The sequence below is a fragment of the Holtiella tumoricola genome (assembly GCF_027857615.1).
Classification (GTDB): domain Bacteria; phylum Bacillota; class Clostridia; order Lachnospirales; family Cellulosilyticaceae; genus Holtiella; species Holtiella tumoricola.
This window is the reverse complement of record NZ_JAQIFT010000048.1, coordinates 68671-89816: the sequence shown is the minus strand read 5'-3', so window position 1 is coordinate 89816 and position 21146 is coordinate 68671. Positions and strand designations below refer to the sequence as shown.

Annotated in this window: 21 protein-coding genes; 4 read left to right on the top strand and 17 right to left on the bottom strand. The window is 34.8% G+C overall.

The annotated features are described in order from the left end of the window. Positions 1–57: 57 nt before the first annotated feature. The 13 genes from PBV87_RS13355 to lgt all read right to left on the bottom strand — a co-directional run bounded on the left by PBV87_RS13355 (position 58) and on the right by lgt (position 14587). Positions 58–777, bottom strand: a complete 720-nt coding sequence (locus PBV87_RS13355) for a cell division protein FtsQ/DivIB (protein ID WP_271012603.1) — start codon at positions 775–777, stop codon at positions 58–60. Positions 778–857: 80 nt separating this feature from the next. Continuing rightward, positions 858–2048: an FtsW/RodA/SpoVE family cell cycle protein gene (locus tag PBV87_RS13350; RefSeq protein WP_053985160.1), complete on the bottom strand. Its 1191-nt coding sequence runs from the start codon at positions 2046–2048 to the stop codon at positions 858–860. Positions 2049–2053: 5 nt separating this feature from the next. Next, the gene (murD, locus tag PBV87_RS13345; protein ID WP_271012602.1) at positions 2054–3412 is read right to left on the bottom strand and encodes a UDP-N-acetylmuramoyl-L-alanine--D-glutamate ligase; all 1359 of its coding nucleotides are present in this window, start codon (positions 3410–3412) and stop codon (positions 2054–2056) included. Positions 3413–3427: 15 nt separating this feature from the next. Beyond that, positions 3428–4381, bottom strand: coding sequence for a phospho-N-acetylmuramoyl-pentapeptide-transferase (gene mraY / locus PBV87_RS13340; RefSeq protein WP_053985162.1), 954 nt, complete (start codon positions 4379–4381; stop codon positions 3428–3430). Continuing rightward, positions 4374–5762: a UDP-N-acetylmuramoyl-tripeptide--D-alanyl-D-alanine ligase gene (locus PBV87_RS13335; protein ID WP_271012601.1), complete on the bottom strand. Its 1389-nt coding sequence runs from the start codon at positions 5760–5762 to the stop codon at positions 4374–4376. Before PBV87_RS13335 ends, mraY begins: the two co-directional genes overlap by 8 nt. Further along, a complete protein-coding gene (locus tag PBV87_RS13330) occupies positions 5762–7213 on the bottom strand; it encodes a UDP-N-acetylmuramoyl-L-alanyl-D-glutamate--2,6-diaminopimelate ligase (RefSeq protein WP_053985164.1) in 1452 nt (483 codons plus the stop codon). The genes PBV87_RS13335 and PBV87_RS13330 overlap by 1 nt, the downstream gene beginning before the upstream one ends. 72 nt (positions 7214–7285) lie before the next feature. Further along, positions 7286–9196: a penicillin-binding transpeptidase domain-containing protein gene (locus PBV87_RS13325; RefSeq protein WP_053986343.1), complete on the bottom strand. Its 1911-nt coding sequence runs from the start codon at positions 9194–9196 to the stop codon at positions 7286–7288. A gap of 109 nt (positions 9197–9305) precedes the next feature. Continuing rightward, complete coding sequence (locus PBV87_RS13320) at positions 9306–11474, bottom strand: penicillin-binding transpeptidase domain-containing protein (protein WP_053985165.1); 2169 nt, start codon at positions 11472–11474, stop codon at positions 9306–9308. 11 nt (positions 11475–11485) lie between these two features. Next, positions 11486–11929, bottom strand: coding sequence for an FtsB/FtsL family cell division protein (locus PBV87_RS13315; protein ID WP_053985166.1), 444 nt, complete (start codon positions 11927–11929; stop codon positions 11486–11488). A gap of 26 nt (positions 11930–11955) precedes the next feature. Next, positions 11956–12891 carry a 16S rRNA (cytosine(1402)-N(4))-methyltransferase RsmH gene (gene rsmH / locus PBV87_RS13310; RefSeq protein WP_053985167.1) on the bottom strand — a complete coding sequence of 312 codons (936 nt, stop codon included), beginning with the start codon at positions 12889–12891 and terminating at the stop codon, positions 11956–11958. A gap of 12 nt (positions 12892–12903) precedes the next feature. Next, a complete protein-coding gene (gene mraZ / locus PBV87_RS13305; protein ID WP_053985168.1) occupies positions 12904–13332 on the bottom strand; it encodes a division/cell wall cluster transcriptional repressor MraZ in 429 nt (142 codons plus the stop codon). Between the two features lie 133 nt (positions 13333–13465). Beyond that, on the bottom strand, positions 13466–13624 hold the full coding sequence (locus PBV87_RS13300; RefSeq protein WP_082238809.1) for an aspartyl-phosphate phosphatase Spo0E family protein: 159 nt from the start codon (positions 13622–13624) through the stop codon (positions 13466–13468). A gap of 99 nt (positions 13625–13723) precedes the next feature. After that, on the bottom strand, positions 13724–14587 hold the full coding sequence (gene lgt / locus PBV87_RS13295; RefSeq protein ID WP_053985169.1) for a prolipoprotein diacylglyceryl transferase: 864 nt from the start codon (positions 14585–14587) through the stop codon (positions 13724–13726). 140 nt (positions 14588–14727) lie between these two features. On the opposite strand from lgt, the gene PBV87_RS13290 reads away from it, so the two are divergent. Continuing rightward, positions 14728–14904 carry a hypothetical protein gene (locus PBV87_RS13290; protein ID WP_154668839.1) on the top strand — a complete coding sequence of 59 codons (177 nt, stop codon included), beginning with the start codon at positions 14728–14730 and terminating at the stop codon, positions 14902–14904. Positions 14905–15037: 133 nt separating this feature from the next. After that, on the top strand, positions 15038–16132 hold the full coding sequence (ychF, locus tag PBV87_RS13285; RefSeq protein WP_053985170.1) for a redox-regulated ATPase YchF: 1095 nt from the start codon (positions 15038–15040) through the stop codon (positions 16130–16132). Positions 16133–16178: 46 nt separating this feature from the next. Here ychF and PBV87_RS13280 read toward each other — a convergent pair whose 3' ends face one another. From PBV87_RS13280 to PBV87_RS13270, 3 genes are read right to left on the bottom strand one after another with little or no spacing between them, the layout of a single operon-like run. After that, positions 16179–16622 carry a GerW family sporulation protein gene (locus tag PBV87_RS13280; protein WP_053985171.1) on the bottom strand — a complete coding sequence of 148 codons (444 nt, stop codon included), beginning with the start codon at positions 16620–16622 and terminating at the stop codon, positions 16179–16181. Next, entirely contained in the window at positions 16600–17550 is a 951-nt protein-coding gene (locus PBV87_RS13275; protein WP_271012600.1) for a hypothetical protein, read from the bottom strand. The genes PBV87_RS13280 and PBV87_RS13275 overlap by 23 nt, the downstream gene beginning before the upstream one ends. 11 nt (positions 17551–17561) lie before the next feature. Next, entirely contained in the window at positions 17562–17855 is a 294-nt protein-coding gene (locus tag PBV87_RS13270; RefSeq protein WP_053985173.1) for a hypothetical protein, read from the bottom strand. Between the two features lie 163 nt (positions 17856–18018). Between PBV87_RS13270 and PBV87_RS13265 the strand changes: the two genes are divergently transcribed. Next, positions 18019–19152, top strand: a complete 1134-nt coding sequence (locus tag PBV87_RS13265) for a mechanosensitive ion channel family protein (RefSeq protein WP_053985174.1) — start codon at positions 18019–18021, stop codon at positions 19150–19152. 168 nt (positions 19153–19320) lie between these two features. Here the strand turns inward: PBV87_RS13265 and PBV87_RS13260 are convergent, their stop codons facing one another. Beyond that, positions 19321–19899 carry a hemerythrin domain-containing protein gene (locus tag PBV87_RS13260; RefSeq protein ID WP_301335093.1) on the bottom strand — a complete coding sequence of 193 codons (579 nt, stop codon included), beginning with the start codon at positions 19897–19899 and terminating at the stop codon, positions 19321–19323. Between the two features lie 239 nt (positions 19900–20138). Here PBV87_RS13260 and PBV87_RS13255 point away from each other — a divergent pair, with 239 nt between their 5' ends. Beyond that, complete coding sequence (locus PBV87_RS13255) at positions 20139–20810, top strand: hypothetical protein (RefSeq protein ID WP_271012599.1); 672 nt, start codon at positions 20139–20141, stop codon at positions 20808–20810. Positions 20811–21146: the final 336 nt, after the last annotated feature.

Sequence of the window (21146 nt, the reverse complement as noted above, 5' to 3'; positions counted from 1 at the left end):
CTCTTCACTATATTAAGGTTCAATATAATTCAACTTTATGTAGGATAAAAAGTCGTATTAGTCTAATGGTGTAAGTACAGCTTGTCCATGTGCGATAGATGTTAAATCTAATATACCCATAGAATACCCATCATTTACCTTTACTAACCATTTTACCTTTTTGTCAAAATCTCTGATATTACCAATTATAACATCTAATTTATCAACATACAAGTGGATTTCTTCTAGATTTGAAAGGTCTATGCTCGTTACCTTCTCTGTAAAACCATATTTATCGAATACACCCATCATTTCATTCATAGTACTGACCTTTTCTGCATTCTCTGTACCTAGTTTTTCCCCTAACACAAAGTACTCAAATTGTAACCCTTCTAACACTGGAAGCTTAAGTCTTTTTTCTTTACTTTGTTCTAAAACAGTCCCATCTCCGTTAATACATAAATAACTATCATGAAAAGCTACATAACCTAATGGTCTTTTTTCATTCACTTCTACTCTAAGTGTATTCGGAAATTGATATTTTACGTTTGCATGTTCTATAAAAGGTAAGCCTTCAATAGCTTTTTTTGCATCCTTTGTATCAATACTTAAAGGATGCATCCCTTTATCCAGTGCCGCTACCTTTAAAATTTCATTTCCATTATAATAATAGTTTCCAACAAGCTCAATCTCTTGAATATACCATACTGGTAAAAAGAGAATAATAACTACAAATAATATAATTGCTCCAATGCCATAAAGCCATTTAGTAAATTCTACTGTCTTATATTTCTTCATAAGTCCCTCCTCTACTTATCTTAAGTTTTTTTAAAGGGGTTGTTCCACTATAAACCTAGTGTAACAACCCCTTTATTTACTTACTCTTTCGGTTTGCCAATCGCTGACGTTCTCGATATATTAACCAAGATCCCTAAAGATCCTAATAAAATCAAAAGAGCTGTACCACCATAGCTGACCATAGGCAGCTGCATCCCTGTTGTTGGTACGGTATTTGTATTTACGGCTACGTTAATGAGTACTTGTACAGCAATCATTCCTGATATGCCTGTTGCAACAAGTGCACCAAAGAAATCCTGCGCATGTGCTGCAATACTAAATCCTCTTAAAACGAGTACACCATATGCAAGTAAAAGTAATGCCGCACCTACAAGTCCTAATTCTTCACAGATAACTGCAAAGATAATATCATTGTGAGGCTCTGGTATAAAGCCTAGCTTTTGGATGCCTTGCCCAAGCCCTGTTCCAAAGAGTCCACCTGAACCAATAGCATAAAGGGACTGAATTGGCTGATAGCCCCCTCCTACGGGATCGATCCATGGATCTTGCCAAATACGTATACGTGCAAGACGATAAGGTGCTAAAATCTCACCTAATGGTCCTTCAAACTGTACGTTATTTACGGCTATGTAATATACTGCAAATACCACTACGGTACCTACTATAACTAACGCTATGTAATACCACCATTTAGGCGTTGAGATGAAAATAATTAAAAAACCTACAAAAGCAATAACAATTGCAGAACTTAAGTTTTCTTTTGCAACAAGTAATGCCGGAATACCTACAAGTGCAAATGCACCAATAACATAACTCAATTGATCCATCTTCTTACGGTATTTCATAATATAAGTCGCAAGCATAATAATAACCGCAATCTTAACAATCTCTGAAGGTTGGAATTGAATTGGTCCAAGGTTAATCCATCTAGAGGAACCATTAACCTCTGTACCAAATACATAGGCACATCCTACTAAAATCATAGACACCACATAAAGTATACTTGCTAACTTAATATTAGCTAACATACGATAGTTGAAGAAATAGGTTACAAACATCATAGCTCCTATCCCTACAATTCCAAAGATTAATTGCTTTTTAGCAAAATGAAATGCATCTCCAAAGTTTGTCATTCCATGGTAGTGACTGGCACTATAAACCATAACCACTCCAAATCCTACAATGAGCACAATCATTGCAATAAGTAAATAGTCCGGTGAATGCTTGACCGGTGGCTTTTTTCTTTTGGTAAGTGCTTTAGATGTTTCCATTTACATCACCCTTCCAAATGATTCACTATTTCTTTAAATAAATCTCCTCTTTGTTCGTAACTTTCAAACATATCCCAACTTGCGCAAGCTGGTGATAAAAGGACACATTCTTCTTTTTGTGCTTCGCTATAAGCCGCTTTAATCGCTTGTGCAAAAGTTTCATATGCTTCATAAGCTATGAAACCTTGTTTGTTACACTCATCTATAATTTGGTCTTTACATTCACCAATTACGTAAAGCTTCTTAACACGTCCATCAAAAAGTTTTACCCACTCTTCGAAGGAAATCTTTTTATCCATTCCTCCACCAAGTAAGTGAATTGGCTTACTCATTCCTAAAAGACCACGTATAGCAGCATCTACATTAGTTGCTTTTGAGTCATTGTAATAATCTACACCTTTTTTAGTACACACATATTCCAAACGATGTTCTACACCCATGAAGCATTTAAGTTCATCTATGATAATAGAACGTGGTACTCCAAAAGCTGTACATATTGCAATCGCCGCTAGGGCATTTTCTATATTATGCGCCCCAACAATTTTTAATTCTGATACTGCACAAATTCTTTCAGTTTGTTGCCCAATATTTTCATAAAGTGTATCTGCTTCTTTATAAGCCCCTTGTGCTGTTTGCACATCACTATTGAAGGTAATCACATTTGAAGGTGCAAGTTTTTTTGCCTCTTCAAAATAAGGATCTTTTTCATTTAATACAATAGTATCTGCCACCGTCTGATTTTTGAATACATCATACTTGGCCTGACAGTAGTTCTCCATTGTTTTATGTCTATTTAAATGATCTGGTGTAATATTTAAGATAGCAGCCACTTTAGGATGAAAAGTTTTGGTTGTTTCTAATTGAAAACTACTTACTTCCGCTACAACAATTCCATCTTCCGGAATATCTAGTACATCTTCACTAAAAGCTCTACCAATATTACCAACCACATAGGTATGTTTGTTATAAGCTTTCATTATTTCACCAACAAGTGTTGTTGTTGTTGTTTTTCCATTTGTACCTGTAATAGCTACAATAGGTGCTTTACAAAAAGTTGAAGCATATTCTAATTCACCTATAATGTTTTTACCCCTATTTCTTGCTTCTTCCAAGAATGGTAGATCAGTTGGCACTCCTGGGCTTAAAATAATAAGATCATAATCTAAGAGTGATATATTTTCATCCAATTTAAATTGAATGCCCATTGCTCTTAAATCATCAATATCTTGTTGTACGTCTTGGTGGAAATTGCTATATGCCTTTTGGTCATAAACGGTCACTTCACATCCATTACGTTTTGCAAGCTTGCTTGCTGCAAGACCACTTCTTGCGCACCCCACAATAATTACATTTTTATTTTCCATCATCTATGCCCCCTATTATAGTGCAATTAAACCAATTAAACATAACATAGCTGTAATAATAGAAAAAACTGTTACAACCTTTGTTTCTGGCCAACCTGATAACTCAAAATGGTGGTGAATTGGTGCCATTTTGAAGAAACGTTTTTTAGTTTTCTTGAAGTAAGCCACTTGAATAATAACAGATAAGTTTTCAATTACGTAGATGAGTCCTACAATTAAAATAAAGAGTGGCATTTTCATAACAAAAGCCGTTGCAACAACAAAGCCTCCTAAAGCTAATGAACCCGTATCACCCATAAATACTTTTGCCGGATACGTATTAAAGAGTAAGAAGCCAAGTAAGCTTCCTACTGCTGCTCCTGCAATAGGTGTCACTTCACTCAATGTAACAAATGCTACTGCTGCAAAGAATGTCGCTACAAGAACAGTAACACTTGATGCTAGACCATCTAATCCATCTGTTAGGTTAACCGCATTAACTACTGCAATGACACCTACAATAAGAAGTGGCCAATATAAAATACCAACATCTAACATACGTCCATTTGTAAAGGGTAATAAAATTTGAGTGTCTATACCTACATAGAAGTATAATAAGTATGCAAAAATAAAAGTTACTGCAAGCTGACCTATAATTTTCTGCATAGGTGTAAGACCTAAAGAACGCTTTTTAACAATTTTGATGTAGTCATCTAAAAAACCAATAAATCCAAACCCAAGTGTAACAAACAAAATAGTTTGTAATGATTTGTTACCACTTATGAAAAGTAAACTTGTAAGTGTCATACTTATCAAAATAATGATTCCACCCATTGTTGGTGTACCTGATTTTTTAAGATGAGTACTCGGTCCATCATCTCGTACATTTTGCCCAAATTTCAGTCGTTTTAAAAACGGAATGACAAATGGACTGATAACGATGTTTAATAAAAATGCAATAATAACTGCATAAAAAACTTGATTATTCATTATCATTCACCTTTCCTATTGCTTTCACAATCTCTTCAAATTGCATGCCACGTGATGCCTTAAGTAACACGACATCTTCTGATTGAAGAATATTATGAAGGTCAAGAATTAAATCTGTTTTGTCTTTATAGTAGTTTACTATTAAAGTATCTTTTTTATGTTTATTTGCACCATCTGCAATATATTTTGCAAGGTCGCCTACTGCGTAGAGTACATCAATTGGAAGCTCTGCCACATAGTCACCAACTTGTGCGTGAAGCTCTGGAGCAAATTCTCCCATTTCAAACATATCTCCTAAAATTGCAATTTTTCTTCCTTGTGATTCGTATTCAGCTAAAACTTTTAAAGAAGCACACATAGAGTCCACGCTAGCATTATACGCATCATCTAGTACAGTAATACCATTTTTTGTCTTAGAAATATTCATACGCATCTTACTCGGTGTATATAACTTAAGACCTTCTTTAATTTCATCTTGTGTCATACCTAATTTTTCAGCAATAGCAATGGCTACTAAACTGTTATAAACCATATGAATACCAAGTGTTGGTATCACTACATCATATTTGTCATGTGGTGTAATAATCGTTGCATAAGTATCATGTCCCTTTGCTGAAACATTTTCACAACGATAATCGTTGTTTTCTCCTTCACCAAATTTAATCATTGGCCATTTAGTCACTTCTACTTGACTTAATAAATCATTATCTCCATTTAGACAAAGTAACCCATTTTCTTTTAAGCCATCCAGAATTTCCAGTTTAGCTTTTAAAATGCCTTCTCTTGAGCCTAAATTTTCAATGTGGGAAGTTCCTACATTTGTAATAACAGCTACATCTGGTAGTGCTGTAACACTTAAACGATGAATTTCATTAAAATGATTCATTCCCATTTCAATAACTGCTACTTGGTGTTCAGGTCTTAAATTAAATAATGTAAGTGGTAAACCTATCTCATTGTTAAAGTTACCTTGCGTTTTTAAAACATTAAATTTTGCACTAAGAACTGCAGCAATCATATCTTTCGTAGAAGTTTTACCAACACTCCCTGTTACCCCAATAACCGGAATTTCAAATAAACTTCTATAATATGCCGCAAGATCTAACAATGCCTTCTTGGTATCTGCAACAAAAATATGTAACAGACGCTCATCCCTAACTGTTAATTCCTCTGTCAACGTTGCAGTTGCACCAAGTTCTGCCACTGAGGTAATAAAGTCATGTGCGTTAAAGCGTTCCCCCTTTAAAGGAACAAATAAGCTTCCTTCTTTTACTTTTCTTGAATCTGTTTCAATGGCTGTTATAAAGTTATTGCCATCAGGAGGAGTGTTTAAACATCTCCCCCCAATAGCGGCAATAATATCTTGTAAAAGCAGTTTCATTACTCTTCCCCCTGTATAAATGCGCGCACGATTTCTGAATCATCAAAGTGAATAATACGTTCTTTCAAAATTTGATAATTTTCATGTCCCTTTCCTGCAATCAATACAACATCATCTTTTCCTGCACGGTTTAATGCATGGTAAATTGCTTCTTTACGGTCTTCCATTTTAATATAGTCTACTTGATGACGCTTTACGCCTACTTCAACTTGATCTAAGATGGCAAAGGGATCTTCACTTCTTGGATTATCTGATGTAATGATGACTTCATCAGAGTATTTCGCTGCTACTTCTCCCATGAGTGGACGTTTTGTATTATCACGATCACCACCACAACCAAATACTGTGATAATACGACCTTTTGCAAATTGCTTGATGGTTTCAAGTACATTTTCAAGTCCATCTGGTGTATGTGCATAGTCTACAAGTACACTATAGCCTTTTGGTGAAGTGAAAGATTGTACACGACCTGGTACGCCTTTTACACCTTTTAAGTGCTCTACAATAAAGTCCATTGAAAGACCTAATTGTCTAGCAGCACAAATCACTGCAAGTGTATTATAAACTGTAAACTTACCTGGAATTGGAATTTCTACTTTGAACGTTCCTTCATCTGTTGTAAGTGTATAGGTTACACCCTGAGCTGTAATATGAATGTCTGAGGCTCTATAGTCTGCAGGATGATCAATACCATAGGTAATAACTTTACATGTTGCATTCTCCTTCATTACTTGAACATATTCACTATCTTCATTGAGAATACCTACTTCACAACGGTTAAATAATAAAGCTTTCGCTTTTGCATATTCATCCATTGTTTTATGAAAATCTAAATGGTCTTGTGTTAAATTTGTAAACATACCTACTTTAAAAGCACATTCATCTACTCTGTGAAGGGCAAGAGCGTGAGAAGATACTTCCATTAAACAATGACTTACTTCCTCATCTACCATTGTAGCAAGAAGTTTTTGTAGATCTGCTGATTCTGGTGTTGTATGTTGTGATTTTAAAATGGTGCTACCGATACGATTTTCAATGGTACCAATAATACCAATCTTCTTATTGTAAGCTTCTAATAATTGACCAAGTAAAAATGTAATACTTGTTTTACCATTTGTGCCTGTTACCCCAACAAGACTAAGTTTCTTAGAAGGATTGTCATAGAAATTCACTGCAAGACGTGCCATTACAGTACGTGTATTATCTACCTTAATCACTGTAATACCTTCTTTTTTAATTTCTACTTCATCTTCTACCACAATGGTTTTGGCACCATTTTCAATCGCTGCATCAATGTACTTATGTCCATCCGTACTAAACCCCTTAATAGCAATAAAGAGCCCGTTTGTTGTCTTAATACGTGAGTCATATATGATTGAATCAACTTCTTGATTAGGCTGACCCATAATCAAGTCGTAGGAAATATCTTTTAATAACGTTATGAGCTTCATAATGTCCTCCTCATGTAAATATACAAATATCTTAGTTATTATACCATGACTTGCTAGGATTAAAAAGAGAAGTTACTCTGTATATAGAAGAATTTTACTATTTTTATTAATCTCTTCTCCTGGAAGTGGGAATTGGTTAAGCACTAAGTCTCCAGAACCAATAAATTCGACTAAAACTTGTGATGAATTTGCTAAAATTTTGGCATCTTTCAAAGGTAGTGTTCTAAAGTCAGGTACTTTTACTTTTTGAGTCTCATCTAACTTAAGTTCTGCTTCATTATAGACTGGCTCAATACCTAAGTAAGGAAGCGTATTTGCCATAATTGTTTGCATAACTGGACCAGCTACAGCACCACCATAGTAAACACCTTTAGGTTCATCAATCAGAACAAGCCCTATCACTTGAGGGTCATCTGCTGGTGCAAATGCCATAAAGGAAGCAATATATTTTCCAGAACCACGAGGTAATTTTTGTGATGTGGCTGTCTTACCACCAATACGGTAACCTGGAATATAAGTTTTGCTACCTGTTCCTTCACTTACTACACTTTCTAAGATAACACGCATTTGATCACTGGTTTTAGTTGAAATAATTTGTTCTCCTTTATCATACTCAAATGCCTGTAAGACGTTTCCAGAATCATCTACAATTTCTTTCCCAAAATGAGGTGTAATAGTGTATCCACCGTTGATAATAGCTGATGCAGAACTCAGAAGTTGAAGGGGTGTAATTTGAAATGACTGACCAAATGACATAGTTGCAAGTTCTACTGGCCCCATCTTATCTGCTGAGTACATAATACCTACAGCTTCTCCTGGAAGATCAACACCTGTTTTCTTTTTAAATCCAAATTGGACCATATAGTCATGGAATCTAGTTGCACCGATTCTTTCACCTACTTCCATAAATACAGGGTTACAAGAATTCTGTACGCCTTGTACGAAAGTTTGATGTCCATGATTCCTTGGACTTCTCCAACACTTAATCGTACGTCCACCTACTACTTTACTTCCATTACAGTTAAATTCACTTTCTGGTGTAATAACACCACTTTCTAGTCCCATAGCTGATGTAAATACTTTAAATGTAGAACCAGGCTCATAAGTATCATTAATCGTAAAGTTACGCCACATTGCATTTAAGTAATCTTGCTTTTCTTTATATGTATATGTATGCCAGTTGGCAGAAAGCTCGGGATCATTAATGGTAAACGGTTCATTAAGATCATATGTAGGATAGTTGGCCATTGCATAGATTTCGCCATTTTGAGGATTCATCAATACAATACTACCACGTTTGGCTTGTTTCTCTGTTACAACTTTTTCTATTGCTTGTGCTGCATATTCTTGAAGGGTAACATCTAGTGTGGTTACTAAGTTAGTACCATTTTCAGGGTCAATACGTACTTCTACTTCTTCTTCTCTTCTTTCTCCATGTCCATTTGTCTCCATTAAGATTTTACCTTCTGTACCTTTTAGGTAAGAATCATATTGAACTTCTAGGCCTACAATACCTTGGTTATCTTTTCCTACAAATCCAATAACTTGTGCTGCAAGTGAGCCATATGGATAATAACGTTTTGAGTCTTCATCTACTTTAACCCCTGGTAAATTCATATTTCGAATTTCATCTGCAATATCTTTATCTACTTTAGTCTTAATACGTTCAAATGCCACACGCTTGGTAACCTTTTTGTACACTTCGTCATAGTTCATCTCTAGTTTCTCTGATAGAATTTTTGCTACCATTGCAGGGTCTGTTATTTGAGCATGTACGACACCAATAGTGGATACAGAACCACTTTGTGCAAGGACCTTCCCTGTTCGATCGTAAATTGTTCCTCTTGTTGGTGAAATTAATCGGTCCCTTGTATGTTGTTCAAATGCCTTATCTTGTAAAAAGCCTCCCATGCCAATTTGCACATATCCTAGCCTTACAATGAGAGCAATTAAAGCGACGGCAAATAGAACACTACAGATCATAATACGCTTTTTAATCGTTGTTGGTACTTGTTTTTTCACTGCAAAAGCCTCCCTTATAAAAATACATCTTCTATTAAATGTATTTTTATAAGGGAGGCTTTATGCTCATTTATTGCATTGTTTGTACAATTATTTTACTACCCTTTTCAATTTTGGTTCCTGCTTTAGGTACTTGATGGCTAATTGTACCATCGGATGCCCCTTCTAAACTAAAGACACCATCTACTATACGCCTTGCTTCATCTACTGTTAAACCTTCTAGCTCTGGAACAAGAGAAATTTCTTTTCCTTCTTCCGCTTCTAGATAAAGTTTAACTGTATCCTCTAATGGAAGCTTCGTTCCTTCTACTGGATATTGGTTGACGATTTTATTTCCTACCCCTATCACTTCATAGTTAAGGTTTTCAACTTCTAGACGTTTAATACCATCATATAGATCTAAATCTACAACACTTGGCACAATTGACATATCTACAATTGGAAGACTATCATCACCTGTTGGTTCAATGCCTAAGTAAGGGAGTACATTTTCCATAATCTCTTTAAATGCCAATTTAGGTGTCGGATCTGTTTCTCCAATCTCATCAAATAAGACGAGTGCAACTACTTCCGGGTCATCTGCTGGTGCATATCCCATAAAGGATAAGATATGCTTTCCTTCACCACGTGGTAATTTTTCCGCTGTACCTGTTTTACCCCCAACGGAGTAGCCTGGCACAGCAGCTGCCGCACCTGTACCTGTCTTTACTACTGATTCCATATACTGCTGAACTTGACTTGTTGTCGCATCTGAGAAAATTTGACGTCTTACTTGAGGTATTGCCTCACTTAGTACATTGTTTTCATTATCAATCACTTTAGAAACAATATAAGGCTGCATTAAGTTCCCGCCATTAAGTAATGATGAAAATGCCGTAATAAGCTGAACCGGTGTCACTGTAAAAGTCTGTCCAATAGAACTTGTTGCTTTTTGAACTGGTCCTAATCCATTTAAGCTATGAATCATCCCTGCTGCTTCACCTGGTAAAGTAATCTGTGTTGTTTCACCAAATCCAAATTTTACAAAATACTCATAAAAAATCTCATCGGGAATATGTTGACTAATTTCAATCATCGCCGAGTTACAAGAGTTTGCAATAGCTTGTTCTAATGTCTGTACACCATGTCCTTGTCGTTTCCAACATCTAATTTTATCTGGTCCTACTTGACTTACGCCCGTACAGTTATAGTGTGCGCTTAAATCAATCAATCCCTCTTCTATAGCTTCTCCTACTAGAAGCGGTTTAAATGTGGACCCTGGTTCATATGGAATTTGAATATTGTAATTCTTCCATGCACGGTTTAAGGCTGCAGCTTGTTCTTCACTTGTTAGTGCATCCCAAGCCGCTTTACCCATTTGTTCAGTTAAATTAGTATATGTATTAGGGTCATAGTATGGATAAGAATACATACTATAGATTTCGCCTGTTTTAGGATTCATAATAATTGCTGCAGCATTAAGTGGTTTAACCTCTTCTACATACTTATTCATAGTTTGCTCAACATATTGTTGAATCACCTCATCTAAAGTAAGTACAATCGTATCTCCCTTTTGTGGTGCAGCTACTTCTGTTGTCACAATACTTTCCTCTTGTAACTTAGAATAGATACGCCCAGGTTTCCCTAGCATTTCTTGATTATATGCTTGTTCAATTCCATATTGACCTTCCGTCTTGTTGTAAAACCCTATAGTTTGAGCTGCTAAGCTACCTTTTGGATAATTACGCACAAAACTTTCTTCAAAATAAATACCTTTTACTTTAGCATCTTTAAGCATCATCATATCTTCTGCACTAATATCTTTCATCAATATACGATAATGACTATCTGGTGCACCTTCAACAATAGCTTTAATATCCGCTACACTCTTCTTACTATATTCAGCAAGGGTATTATAAGTATGTTCCTGTTGCTCATCTACTAGCTTCAAAATGTTAATCGGATCTAAAATAACATGATAAGAAAGCATACTTGTTGCAATCGTCTTATTATTACGATCTACAATACTTCCTCTTAGAGCATCTACTTCTTTTTCTGTACTCATTAACCTTGATCTTACTTGCTTTTCAAACTCTTCCCCTTTAACAATCTTAAAGTATCCAATACGGTATACTAAAAGTGCTACGCAAAAAAGCATCAGTCCTTTGACCCACCTCATACGTATTTGCATACGTTTCATATAATCTGATTGCTTTGTTCCATAGACGTTTTTCTTCTTTTTGTTTACTTTTTTACTCATTTTCTAGCCTCTTATTCATCATAAACCGTATAACTTTCCTGATCTAAACTTAGATAAACCACTTGATGTGGAAGTGGCTCAGACATATTAAGTTGCTCTTTTGCTACTTGTTGAATATGTTCTAAGTTAAGATTTGCCGCAATTGTAGCTTGTACACTATTGATAGCGCTTTGTGTTTCACGTAACTCCGTATTAATAAGCTTTAACTCACGCTGCTTAATAGCTAAATCTGAAGTTACGCTTACAAAACAAAAAGCGCCTACAAATAGAACAAGTCCACATACAGACATTTTACATCCAAAAATAATATCTTCTTTTGAACGTTTTTGTGGTTTTGGACGTTTTAACGGTGTAGAATCTGGTTTCGTTTCTGGTAAACGATAAGGTGAGTCTAAATAGTTAGGTGCTTCAGATCCGTATTGATAATGATATCTTCGTTTTGGATAGTCAGCCATCTAAATTCCCTCCCGATACTCTATTTTTATAATTTCTCTATAATTCTTAATTTCGCGCTTCTTGCTCTAGGGTTAAATTCAAGTTCTTCTTCTGATGGTAGAATAGGTTTTCTTGTAATCACGCGCACTTGTGGTGTCTTACCACATATACACATTGGTATATTTCTTGGGCATGTACAAGGGTCTTCTAATTCTTTAAAAGTGTGTTTTACAATCCTGTCTTCAATAGAGTGGAATGTAATGATACAAAGTCTTCCACCTTTTTTCAAGTAAGGTACTACATCTAAAATAGTAGGTCTAATAATATCTAATTCTTTATTTACTTCAATACGAATAGCTTGGAATGTACGTTTAGCTGGATGTGGGCCGTCTTTACGTGCTTTTGCTGGAATTGCTCTTTTGATGACATCCACAAGTTCATGTGTTGTTTCAATAGGCTTTTCTTGTCTTGTCTCTACAACAAATTGCGCAATACGTCTAGCCCAATTTTCTTCACCATAAGACTTAATTACTTTAAAGAGTTCATCTTCGCTATATTCATTGACCACTTCATAAGCTGAAAAATCACTTTCCTGATTCATACGCATATCAAGTGGTGCATCATGCATATAAGAAAAACCACGAGAAGGTTCATCTAATTGATGAGAAGATACGCCAAGGTCAATAAGCATCCCATCTATTCCATCTGGAGCATGCTCTTTTAAAATTTCTGCCACCTCTGAAAAGTTATTATGAACCAATGTAACTTGTGGTTTCACATGTGCTAACCTTTCTGTTGAAGCTTTTAGTGCGTTTGTGTCCTGATCGATGCCAATAAAGTGTCCCTTTTCACTTAATCTCTTGCATACTTCTCCAGCGTGTCCAGCACCACCTAGAGTGCCATCAGCATAAGTGCCATCTTCTTTAATATCAAGTCCTTCTATACATTCATTTAATAATACTGATACATGTTCAAAATTCATTGTCATTCACCTCTATATTCCTAATGATTCCATTTGTTCTGCTAAGGCATTTGCATCAAAAGCATCGTCATTATAGGCATCCCACTGACTACTACTCCAAACTTCTATGCGATTTCCCATACCTATAAATACTATGTCTTTTTCTATACTGGAATATACTTTCAAATGACTAGGAATTAAAATTCTTCCTTGTTTATCAGGTGTACATTCTACAGCTCCCGCTAAGAAAAATCGTACAAATTTACGGGCATTCGTATTCGTTAAAGGAAGTTCCTTTAACTTTTGTTCAAAGCTTGTCCATTCATCTTGGGGATAAACAAATAGACATCCATCTAAGCCTTTTGTAAGTATAAAGCTTGTTCCTAGTTGTTCCCTATATTTAGCTGGTACGACAACTCTACTTTTGTCATCTAAACTATATTGGTACTCACCAATGAACATGCCCCACTTCTCCCCCTTTATTCCCCACTTCGAACCACTTTCAACCACTTTCTTCTATTCTATTGCTTTCTAGCTAACATTTCAAGTCATTTTGATTAAAAGATAAAAAAAAACTAGTGCCTAAGGCACTAGTTTAAGCTTTATATTCTCTATAATATCTTACAATTAATTCATCTAGTTGTTGACTGACCTTATAAAGTTCAATCATATCATCTGTATAAGCCGAACTGTTCTCTACTAAACCATTTAGACGTACTTGTAGGTCTACGATTTGTCCTTGTGTTGTATTCATTTTTCAATCCCTCCAAAAGTAAATATTTCTCTGTTTTTCTCTTTATCTCTCTCTATATGTTTTATTATAGTCCTACTTTTGGAATTAATCAACATTAATTTACATTTTTTTGAATTTAATTTTAGATTTATTTCGACACCAAATGATTCCAATAATTCCAGCAACTATAGAAAAGACTGCTACAATTTGTGATGCTGCAATGTTAATACCCGGTACAACCAGTTGGTCTGTTCTAAGTCCTTCAATCCAAAGACGCCCCACACCATAACCAGCTATATAAAGGAAGAAAATCTCTCCATGAGCTTTTTTATACTTCCTATAAATAAGTAAAATAATGAGTAATACAAAATTCCAACATGATTCATAAAGGAAAGTTGGATGTACTTGAATAAACTCTACTCCATTTCTTATAACTGCATTATCAAGCATTGTCTGTGTTATACTTGTCGCTGCCTCATCTCTCATAATCTGCATTGCAAAAAGATTATCGGTGTAGTCACCAAAAGCTTCCTTATTAACAAAGTTACCATAGCGACCAATGGCTTGTCCTACTAATAAACCATAAGCTGCAATATCACCAAACTGCCATAAGTTAATGTGCTTCATACGTGTATAAATGACTGCTACTATAAAAGAAGCAATAATAGCACCGTAAATAGCAATACCTCCTTGTCTCAGATTAAAGATTTCACCTAAGTGTTGACTATAGTACTCCCAATTAAATGCTACAAAGTATGTCCTCGCTCCAATAATGGCAAAAACAATATCATATAGAAGAAAGTCGAAAATATGATCTGGTGAAACACCTTCTTTCTTAGCTATATACATACTGATTGCCAGCCCTAGTAATATTCCTGATGTTAAAATAATGCCATACCAGTAAATTGGAATTCCAAATACAGTAAAGGCAACCTGGTCAATATGAAATGATAGATTTAAATACGGAAAATAAATATTTGGCATATGTTTCCTCCTGTCCGCTTTTTACTTATTATATGCCTGAATAAACATTCTGTAAACAGATGGCTTGCATATTTTCATCTCTTCTTTCCTATAATATACTAATGAATAAGCGTTTATTTCATTGGATTGGAGGGCTAATTATGGCACAGTCAAAACGTCATTACCGTGTAGCAGAACGTACTAAAGAATTAGAGAACCAAGATTTAATCCTTACAAAAGACTCTTTAAGAGAAATGTCATTTTTATTTGGACTTATTTATATCTCTAGTATTTTACTCAGTTTTGCCGTAGGTTATTTTGTCGGAAATAATGATTAAACCCTAAAAACTGCACACTGTTGCAGTTTTTTCTTATAATCGCCATTGCAACCTCATTCCATATCCTTTATAATTTAAAATTAGTGCAATAAGCCATTTATACTTCGGTATACACATAGAAAGGATGAAACAAATGAAATTAGGGATTGTAGGACTACCAAACGTTGGTAAAAGTACATTATTTAACGCACTTACAAAAGCAGGTGCTGAATCAGCAAACTACCCATTCTGTACAATTGAACCAAACGTAGGTGTTGTAGCCGTACCAGATAAAAGATTAGATGTCTTAAAAGAAATGTACAACTCAGAGAAGATCTTACCAGCTGCTGTAGAGTTCGTAGACATTGCAGGTCTTATTAAAGGTGCAAGTAAAGGTGAAGGTTTAGGTAACCAATTTCTTTCACACATCCGTGAAGTAGATGCTATCGTACAAGTTGTAAGATGCTTCGAAAACGACAATATTATTCACGTTGACAAAACCGTTGATCCACTTCGTGATATTGAAACAATCAATTTAGAACTTATCTTCTCAGATATGGAACTTATTGAACGTCGTATTGCTAAAACAAAAAAAGTTGCTAAAAACGACAAAGCATTAGCTGCTGAACTTGTTATTTTAGAAAAAGTATATGCAACTTTAGAAGAAGGACAATCAGCACGTAGCCTTATGGGTGAAGATGCTGATCAAGATGCATTTATTGAATCACTTGGTCTTATCAGTGCAAAACCAGTACTTTATGCTGCAAACGTATCTGAAGACGACTTAATTAGTGGTGAAGATAACGAGTACGTAAAAAAAGTTAAAGCGTTTTCTGCTAGCGAAGGCTCAGAAACATTCGTAATCTGTGCTCAAATCGAACAAGAGCTTGCTGACTTATCTGACGAAGAAAAAGCTGTATTCTTAGAAGACCTTGGCCTCCACAATACTGGTTTTGATCTTCTTGTTGCAGCAAGTTACAAGCTTCTTGGTCTTATCAGCTACTTAACAGCAGGTCCAAAAGAAGTACGTGCTTGGACAATTACAGAGGGTACAAAAGCACCTGGTGCTGCTGGTAAAATCCACTCCGACTTTGAGCGTGGTTTCATCCGTGCTGAAATTGTTAACTTCCATGACTTAGTAGAAGCAGGCTCATACAATGCTGCTCGTGAAAAAGGTCAAGTACGTCTTGAAGGTAAAGAGTACGTTGTTAAAGATGGGGATATCATCCTATTCAGATTCAACGTATAATCTTAATAGAAATAAAAAGAGAGGTTACATCATGTAACCTCTCTTTTTATTTATCCATGTGATGATATTTATCTTCTTGTACTTCTGGTGTTCCACCTTTATTGGTAAACTTAGATAATGTATCTGGTAAATTTGAAACAATACCTGGAACCATATCAATAAGTTTTGACAAACTATCTTGAGCTTTGATATTAATAAGTTGTGTTGTACCATTTTGGATAACAAGCATTGCACTTGGTGTAATACGTGCACCTAAGCCGCCTGCACCTTTATCTGAGTTTCCATCAATACTTTTTTCTTTATCTTTGTTACGTTCTTGTAGTTTAGTTGCAGCTGCCGCACCTGCTCCTACACCAAAGCTTACATCTACAAGTGGTACTAGAATTGTATCCCCAATATGAATAGGTTCACCTACTACTGTTTTTGTATTAATAAAGTGCTCAAGTTGACCTAATAATACTTCTAAATTATTGTTGAGTTTTGAGTCCATCTTCATCTTCCTTTCCAAAGTTCATTATCATTTTAATCATAGTTCTTACTTCTTTATTTAAGATAAATACAAGCATAGGATATAGAAACTTAAATAAGTTTGTGCGCCCTCTCATTTGGATACACCCTTCAAATATAGCTTCTTCAAAATTACCCATAATATTCCCATACGGTGCATAGAATGGATAGAGTGCCATAAGCTTAGCAATCCACAATCCTGTTTCTGATGGATCTTCAAGTCCAAAAAGCACTTCAAAATAAAAACCCCTAGGCTTTAAGGCATACCACCAGCTTTTGAGTAATTTCTTGCATGCTCTAAAGAATGGCCTACGACTATCCGCATACCATAAAGCTTTTAGTTCACTCCATATATCTTTTACACCAATAGGCTTTGTTATTGTTGGATGTTTTTTAGGCTTTTTTTTAGATTCCTTATTAGCCTTTCTATCTATATTTTGTCGTTTCTGCTCTTTGCTATCCACATTTGTAGATATTTCTTTTTGTGTTTTAGTTGAAGTATCCTCTTGTATCTGTGATGCTTGTCCTTCTATGCGGTTTTCTTCGTTTGTGACTGTGTTCTCAGCTACTTCTTCTGTTTGATCTACAGCTTCTTTCCCTATGACTTTGCCTAGATGTACAGCTTCTTCTTCTAAGTCATCAGCAGCACCTAGTAACTTTTTAGAAAGCTTCGGTGTATAGATGCCAAAAAGCTTTAGCTTTAGTTGCTCTTCTCGGTCAGTATCATAATCAATCTGTACAATCCCAAACAGATTCAAACGTATACGTCCTATAAGTTCTTCTCGTTTTTCTCCTTCTAACCAATAACTAATAGGTAAAAAGAGCAACCCTAAAATAATCAGTAGAATAAGCCCAAATAAAATAGCTATAATCCATAATATAATTTTTAATATAAGCCATAATATAGTCATTACCCACCTCTTTACTCTGACTGTAACATATCATAAGATAAGTTTTTAGTGTTATAAAGCTGATCAATCAATGTAACAGTATAGTTAACGAGCCAGGTTTTATCTTTACTAATACCTAAGATAAAACTATTATTATATTTTTTACCAAGTTGATTACACGTAATGATTTCAAATAGATTACCTTCACCTGGTGGTGTACAAAGCACATATATACTTTTTGGCCCTTTATTCTTTTTAATTAATTTAGGATAGAAACGTTTGTAAGGAAGATTAGGGTCTATTTGAATATACCTTGACGTTTTCATGTTCCTCCTCCTTAATTTTAACTAGCATATAGTTTTAGCTAATTATAAATGATTATATCATAAACCATCATATTTTGACTATATGATGCTTTTCATATTTGCAAAATTTTACTATAATAGATAAGGACACTCTAAGTTTTACATCATGGAAAGGAATATTGATATGAAATTATTTGATTTATTTTCTATACCTAAACCTTATCAATTCTACATTCATTTAGGTTTAGCTTTATTTGTAACTTTAGCATTGCTCTTACTGAGCAAAACATTACGTAAAATGATTATTAAATTTTTTACACACTTCGATAACAAAATCCCTAACTTTTTAGAAGAACTGAATATGGCCATTGCTAAACCACTTGATTACTGGCTACGCTTAACCAGTATTTATATTGGTTTATTGATGTCGCCCTTTGTCATCTATACACATTTCACTCAGACTGAACTGTATATCAACGAAACGCTCCAACTTAGCTTTGCCATTTTCCCAACTACCTTAGTACATACCCTCTATGGACTTATTTGTATTGCTCTAATTACTTGGGGAACCTATAATAGTGTCAATCTCTATGAAATGGCCCTTGTTGGTATTGGTTCAAGATTTACCACACTTGATCATACCTTACTCATTCGCTTTACTTCTAAAATTATTCGTTTAGCCATCATTATATTAGGTGCTATGCTCATGATTTCTCAACTTAATATAAATATTGCTGGTATTCTTACTGGAGTTGGGTTAGGAGGAGTTGCCTTTACATTTATTGCAAAAGATACCTTAACCAATATTATGAGCGGTGTTGTCCTTATGGTTGATAGGCCTTTCACCATAGGTGATTGGGTACAATGTGGTTCTATTGAAGGAATCATTGAAGATGTAAGCTTTAGAAGTACACGTATTCGTACTTTTGAGCAAGGTTTAGTCATTGTGCCTAATGCTACTCTTGCTAACGATAACATTCTTAACTGGTCTACTATGCCAAAAAGACGTGTTCGCTTTTCTTTAGGTGTAACCTACTCAACATCAAGACAGAAGTTAGAGCTTCTTATGAGCAAGCTCAAAGAAAGTCTAGCTCAATTTGATACAATTGAAAAGGATACTAGCCTTGTTTACTTTGATGACTTCGGCGACTTCTCTTTAAATATTATTGTCCTTTTCTACACTTTCCAAACCGATTTAAAAAGTTATTCTGCTCTCAAGCAACAAGTTAACTTAGAAATCATGCGTCTGGCTGAGGAACTAGATGTGGATATTGCTTTTCCAACACAAACTATTCAAATTCAAAATTCAGAACAATAATAAAAAGCTGCCATTGGCAGCTTTTTATTATTATCATTTTTATTTAAGTTCACTTCTTCTCTAAAAAGCTATTACACCAACACTCAAAAGTTTTATGCATATGACAAGGGCTATCCCCCTGAATGAGTATAATGATATAGTTGATTATAGATGATACATTACATTATTTCAATAAATCGCCTCTAGTATCTTGAGTATCTCTAAGTATTTAATTTGTATCCCTTTATCTGCTGCTTCTTCTTCAAAAAATGCTGTTTGCTGATTAATTGCCTCTAAGACGTCCACTGGTAACTTACTTATACCAAAGCCGTATACAACCTCATTTTCTTTAGCTATATGTCTTTCTAAAAGATGGGTATAACTCACTGCATTAGCAATCACATCTAATTTACTCTCTTCATCACCCTCTTTAACACGTTCTAGCGCCTCTCCTAATTCTTTCACATATAACCTTCCTAGATCATGCTCCACATACATGCCATTACGAATCAGTTTACTTCCTAATGGCCCTAAACGATTCTCCATTTCTGCAAATAAGAACTTCTCCTCTTTACCATGATGATGACTATCTGCATAATTCATAATAAAATCAATGATCATCTTAAAATGCTCAAAATTAATAGGTTCACCTTGTAAAATTCTATTGCATGCTTTACGGATTATTTTTAGCATACGCCTAATCTCTTCGTGTTCTTGTTTCATGATCTCAATACTTGTTATCACTTGATTATCATTTATCTTATTCATATCATTCTCCTTTTCTTACTTTCTATGTGTAATATGCATCCATCTTACATCATTCTTGATGAACAGGAGGTAGCCATAGCTACATTTTGAACACGTTCTTTTCTTTGGCATGTCCTATGAACCCCATTTAACTACCCTATCTTCTCGTCACATCTTCTATTGGATCATGTCATATTTTGCTCTTGTCTCCCGTATATTTTATTATTAATGATTAAAATAAATTAATATATGGAGTATTTATGAAGAAATTAAGTAATGATTTATTAAACTGTACACAAATAAGCGATTTAGCAAAGCTCATTCACACCACCATTAAACCTGGGAAAGTCTACTCAGCCAATACAGCTTATTGCGTCTTAAAAGATGCCGATACTGTACTCTTTCCTCAGGTAGGAAAAAAGTGTAACTTAAGTAACTTGTTGATTAAAACAGGTCTTGATCATCATGGCAATCCACTTCTTCTTATTTGTGAATATGATTCTACAGGTACCGATGACAATGTTTATTTGAGAGTATTTTGGGGAAAATATTACGATACCCTTTCTTATGTTCGAGCACAATTTACTTCAAATAGCTTTTTTACAACTATAGATGGTAATATTCAGGCCTATTACCCCCATTATGAGCCCATTAAAGGACATAGCGAACTTTGCTTCCTAGATATTATCGCCAAAGACATTTCCATGACACGTAGAGGTATGGGAAGTTTTTTAGTACAAACTCTACTCAAAGAAATTATTCCTTATCTCAACACCCATCATAGACCTATTAATGATCCTATAAAATATGTTTTAGTTAATGCTGTACCTTATGGTATTCTTCAAAATGCTTTAACACAGCAAGACCGCATTCATTTCTACGAAAAAAATGGTTTCATCCTATTGGGTAACAAGGGAATTTATGAAATTTAATTTTTTGATTGTACTACAGGGAGAATTTTATTTCTCTATTTGTTAGTTTGTATACTTTTCTATCTTTCACTTGTGCACTTTGTTAGTCTTTCCTCATTTTATGTCAAATCTAGAAATTAACTTTCCTGATTTCGAAGAAAGATTTTTGAAAATACAATCTTTTTATTAGACAAATCCTTGAAAATTATTTTATATATTTAGTCAATTGCAACAAACCTTCCATTCACATATAATAAATTTATCAAAATATAAAAGTATAGAGTGACTACATTCTAGATACTAGTCTCCTATACTACTAGGAAAGAAGCTTGAAAACTTTTGTCTCCCCTCCCAAAA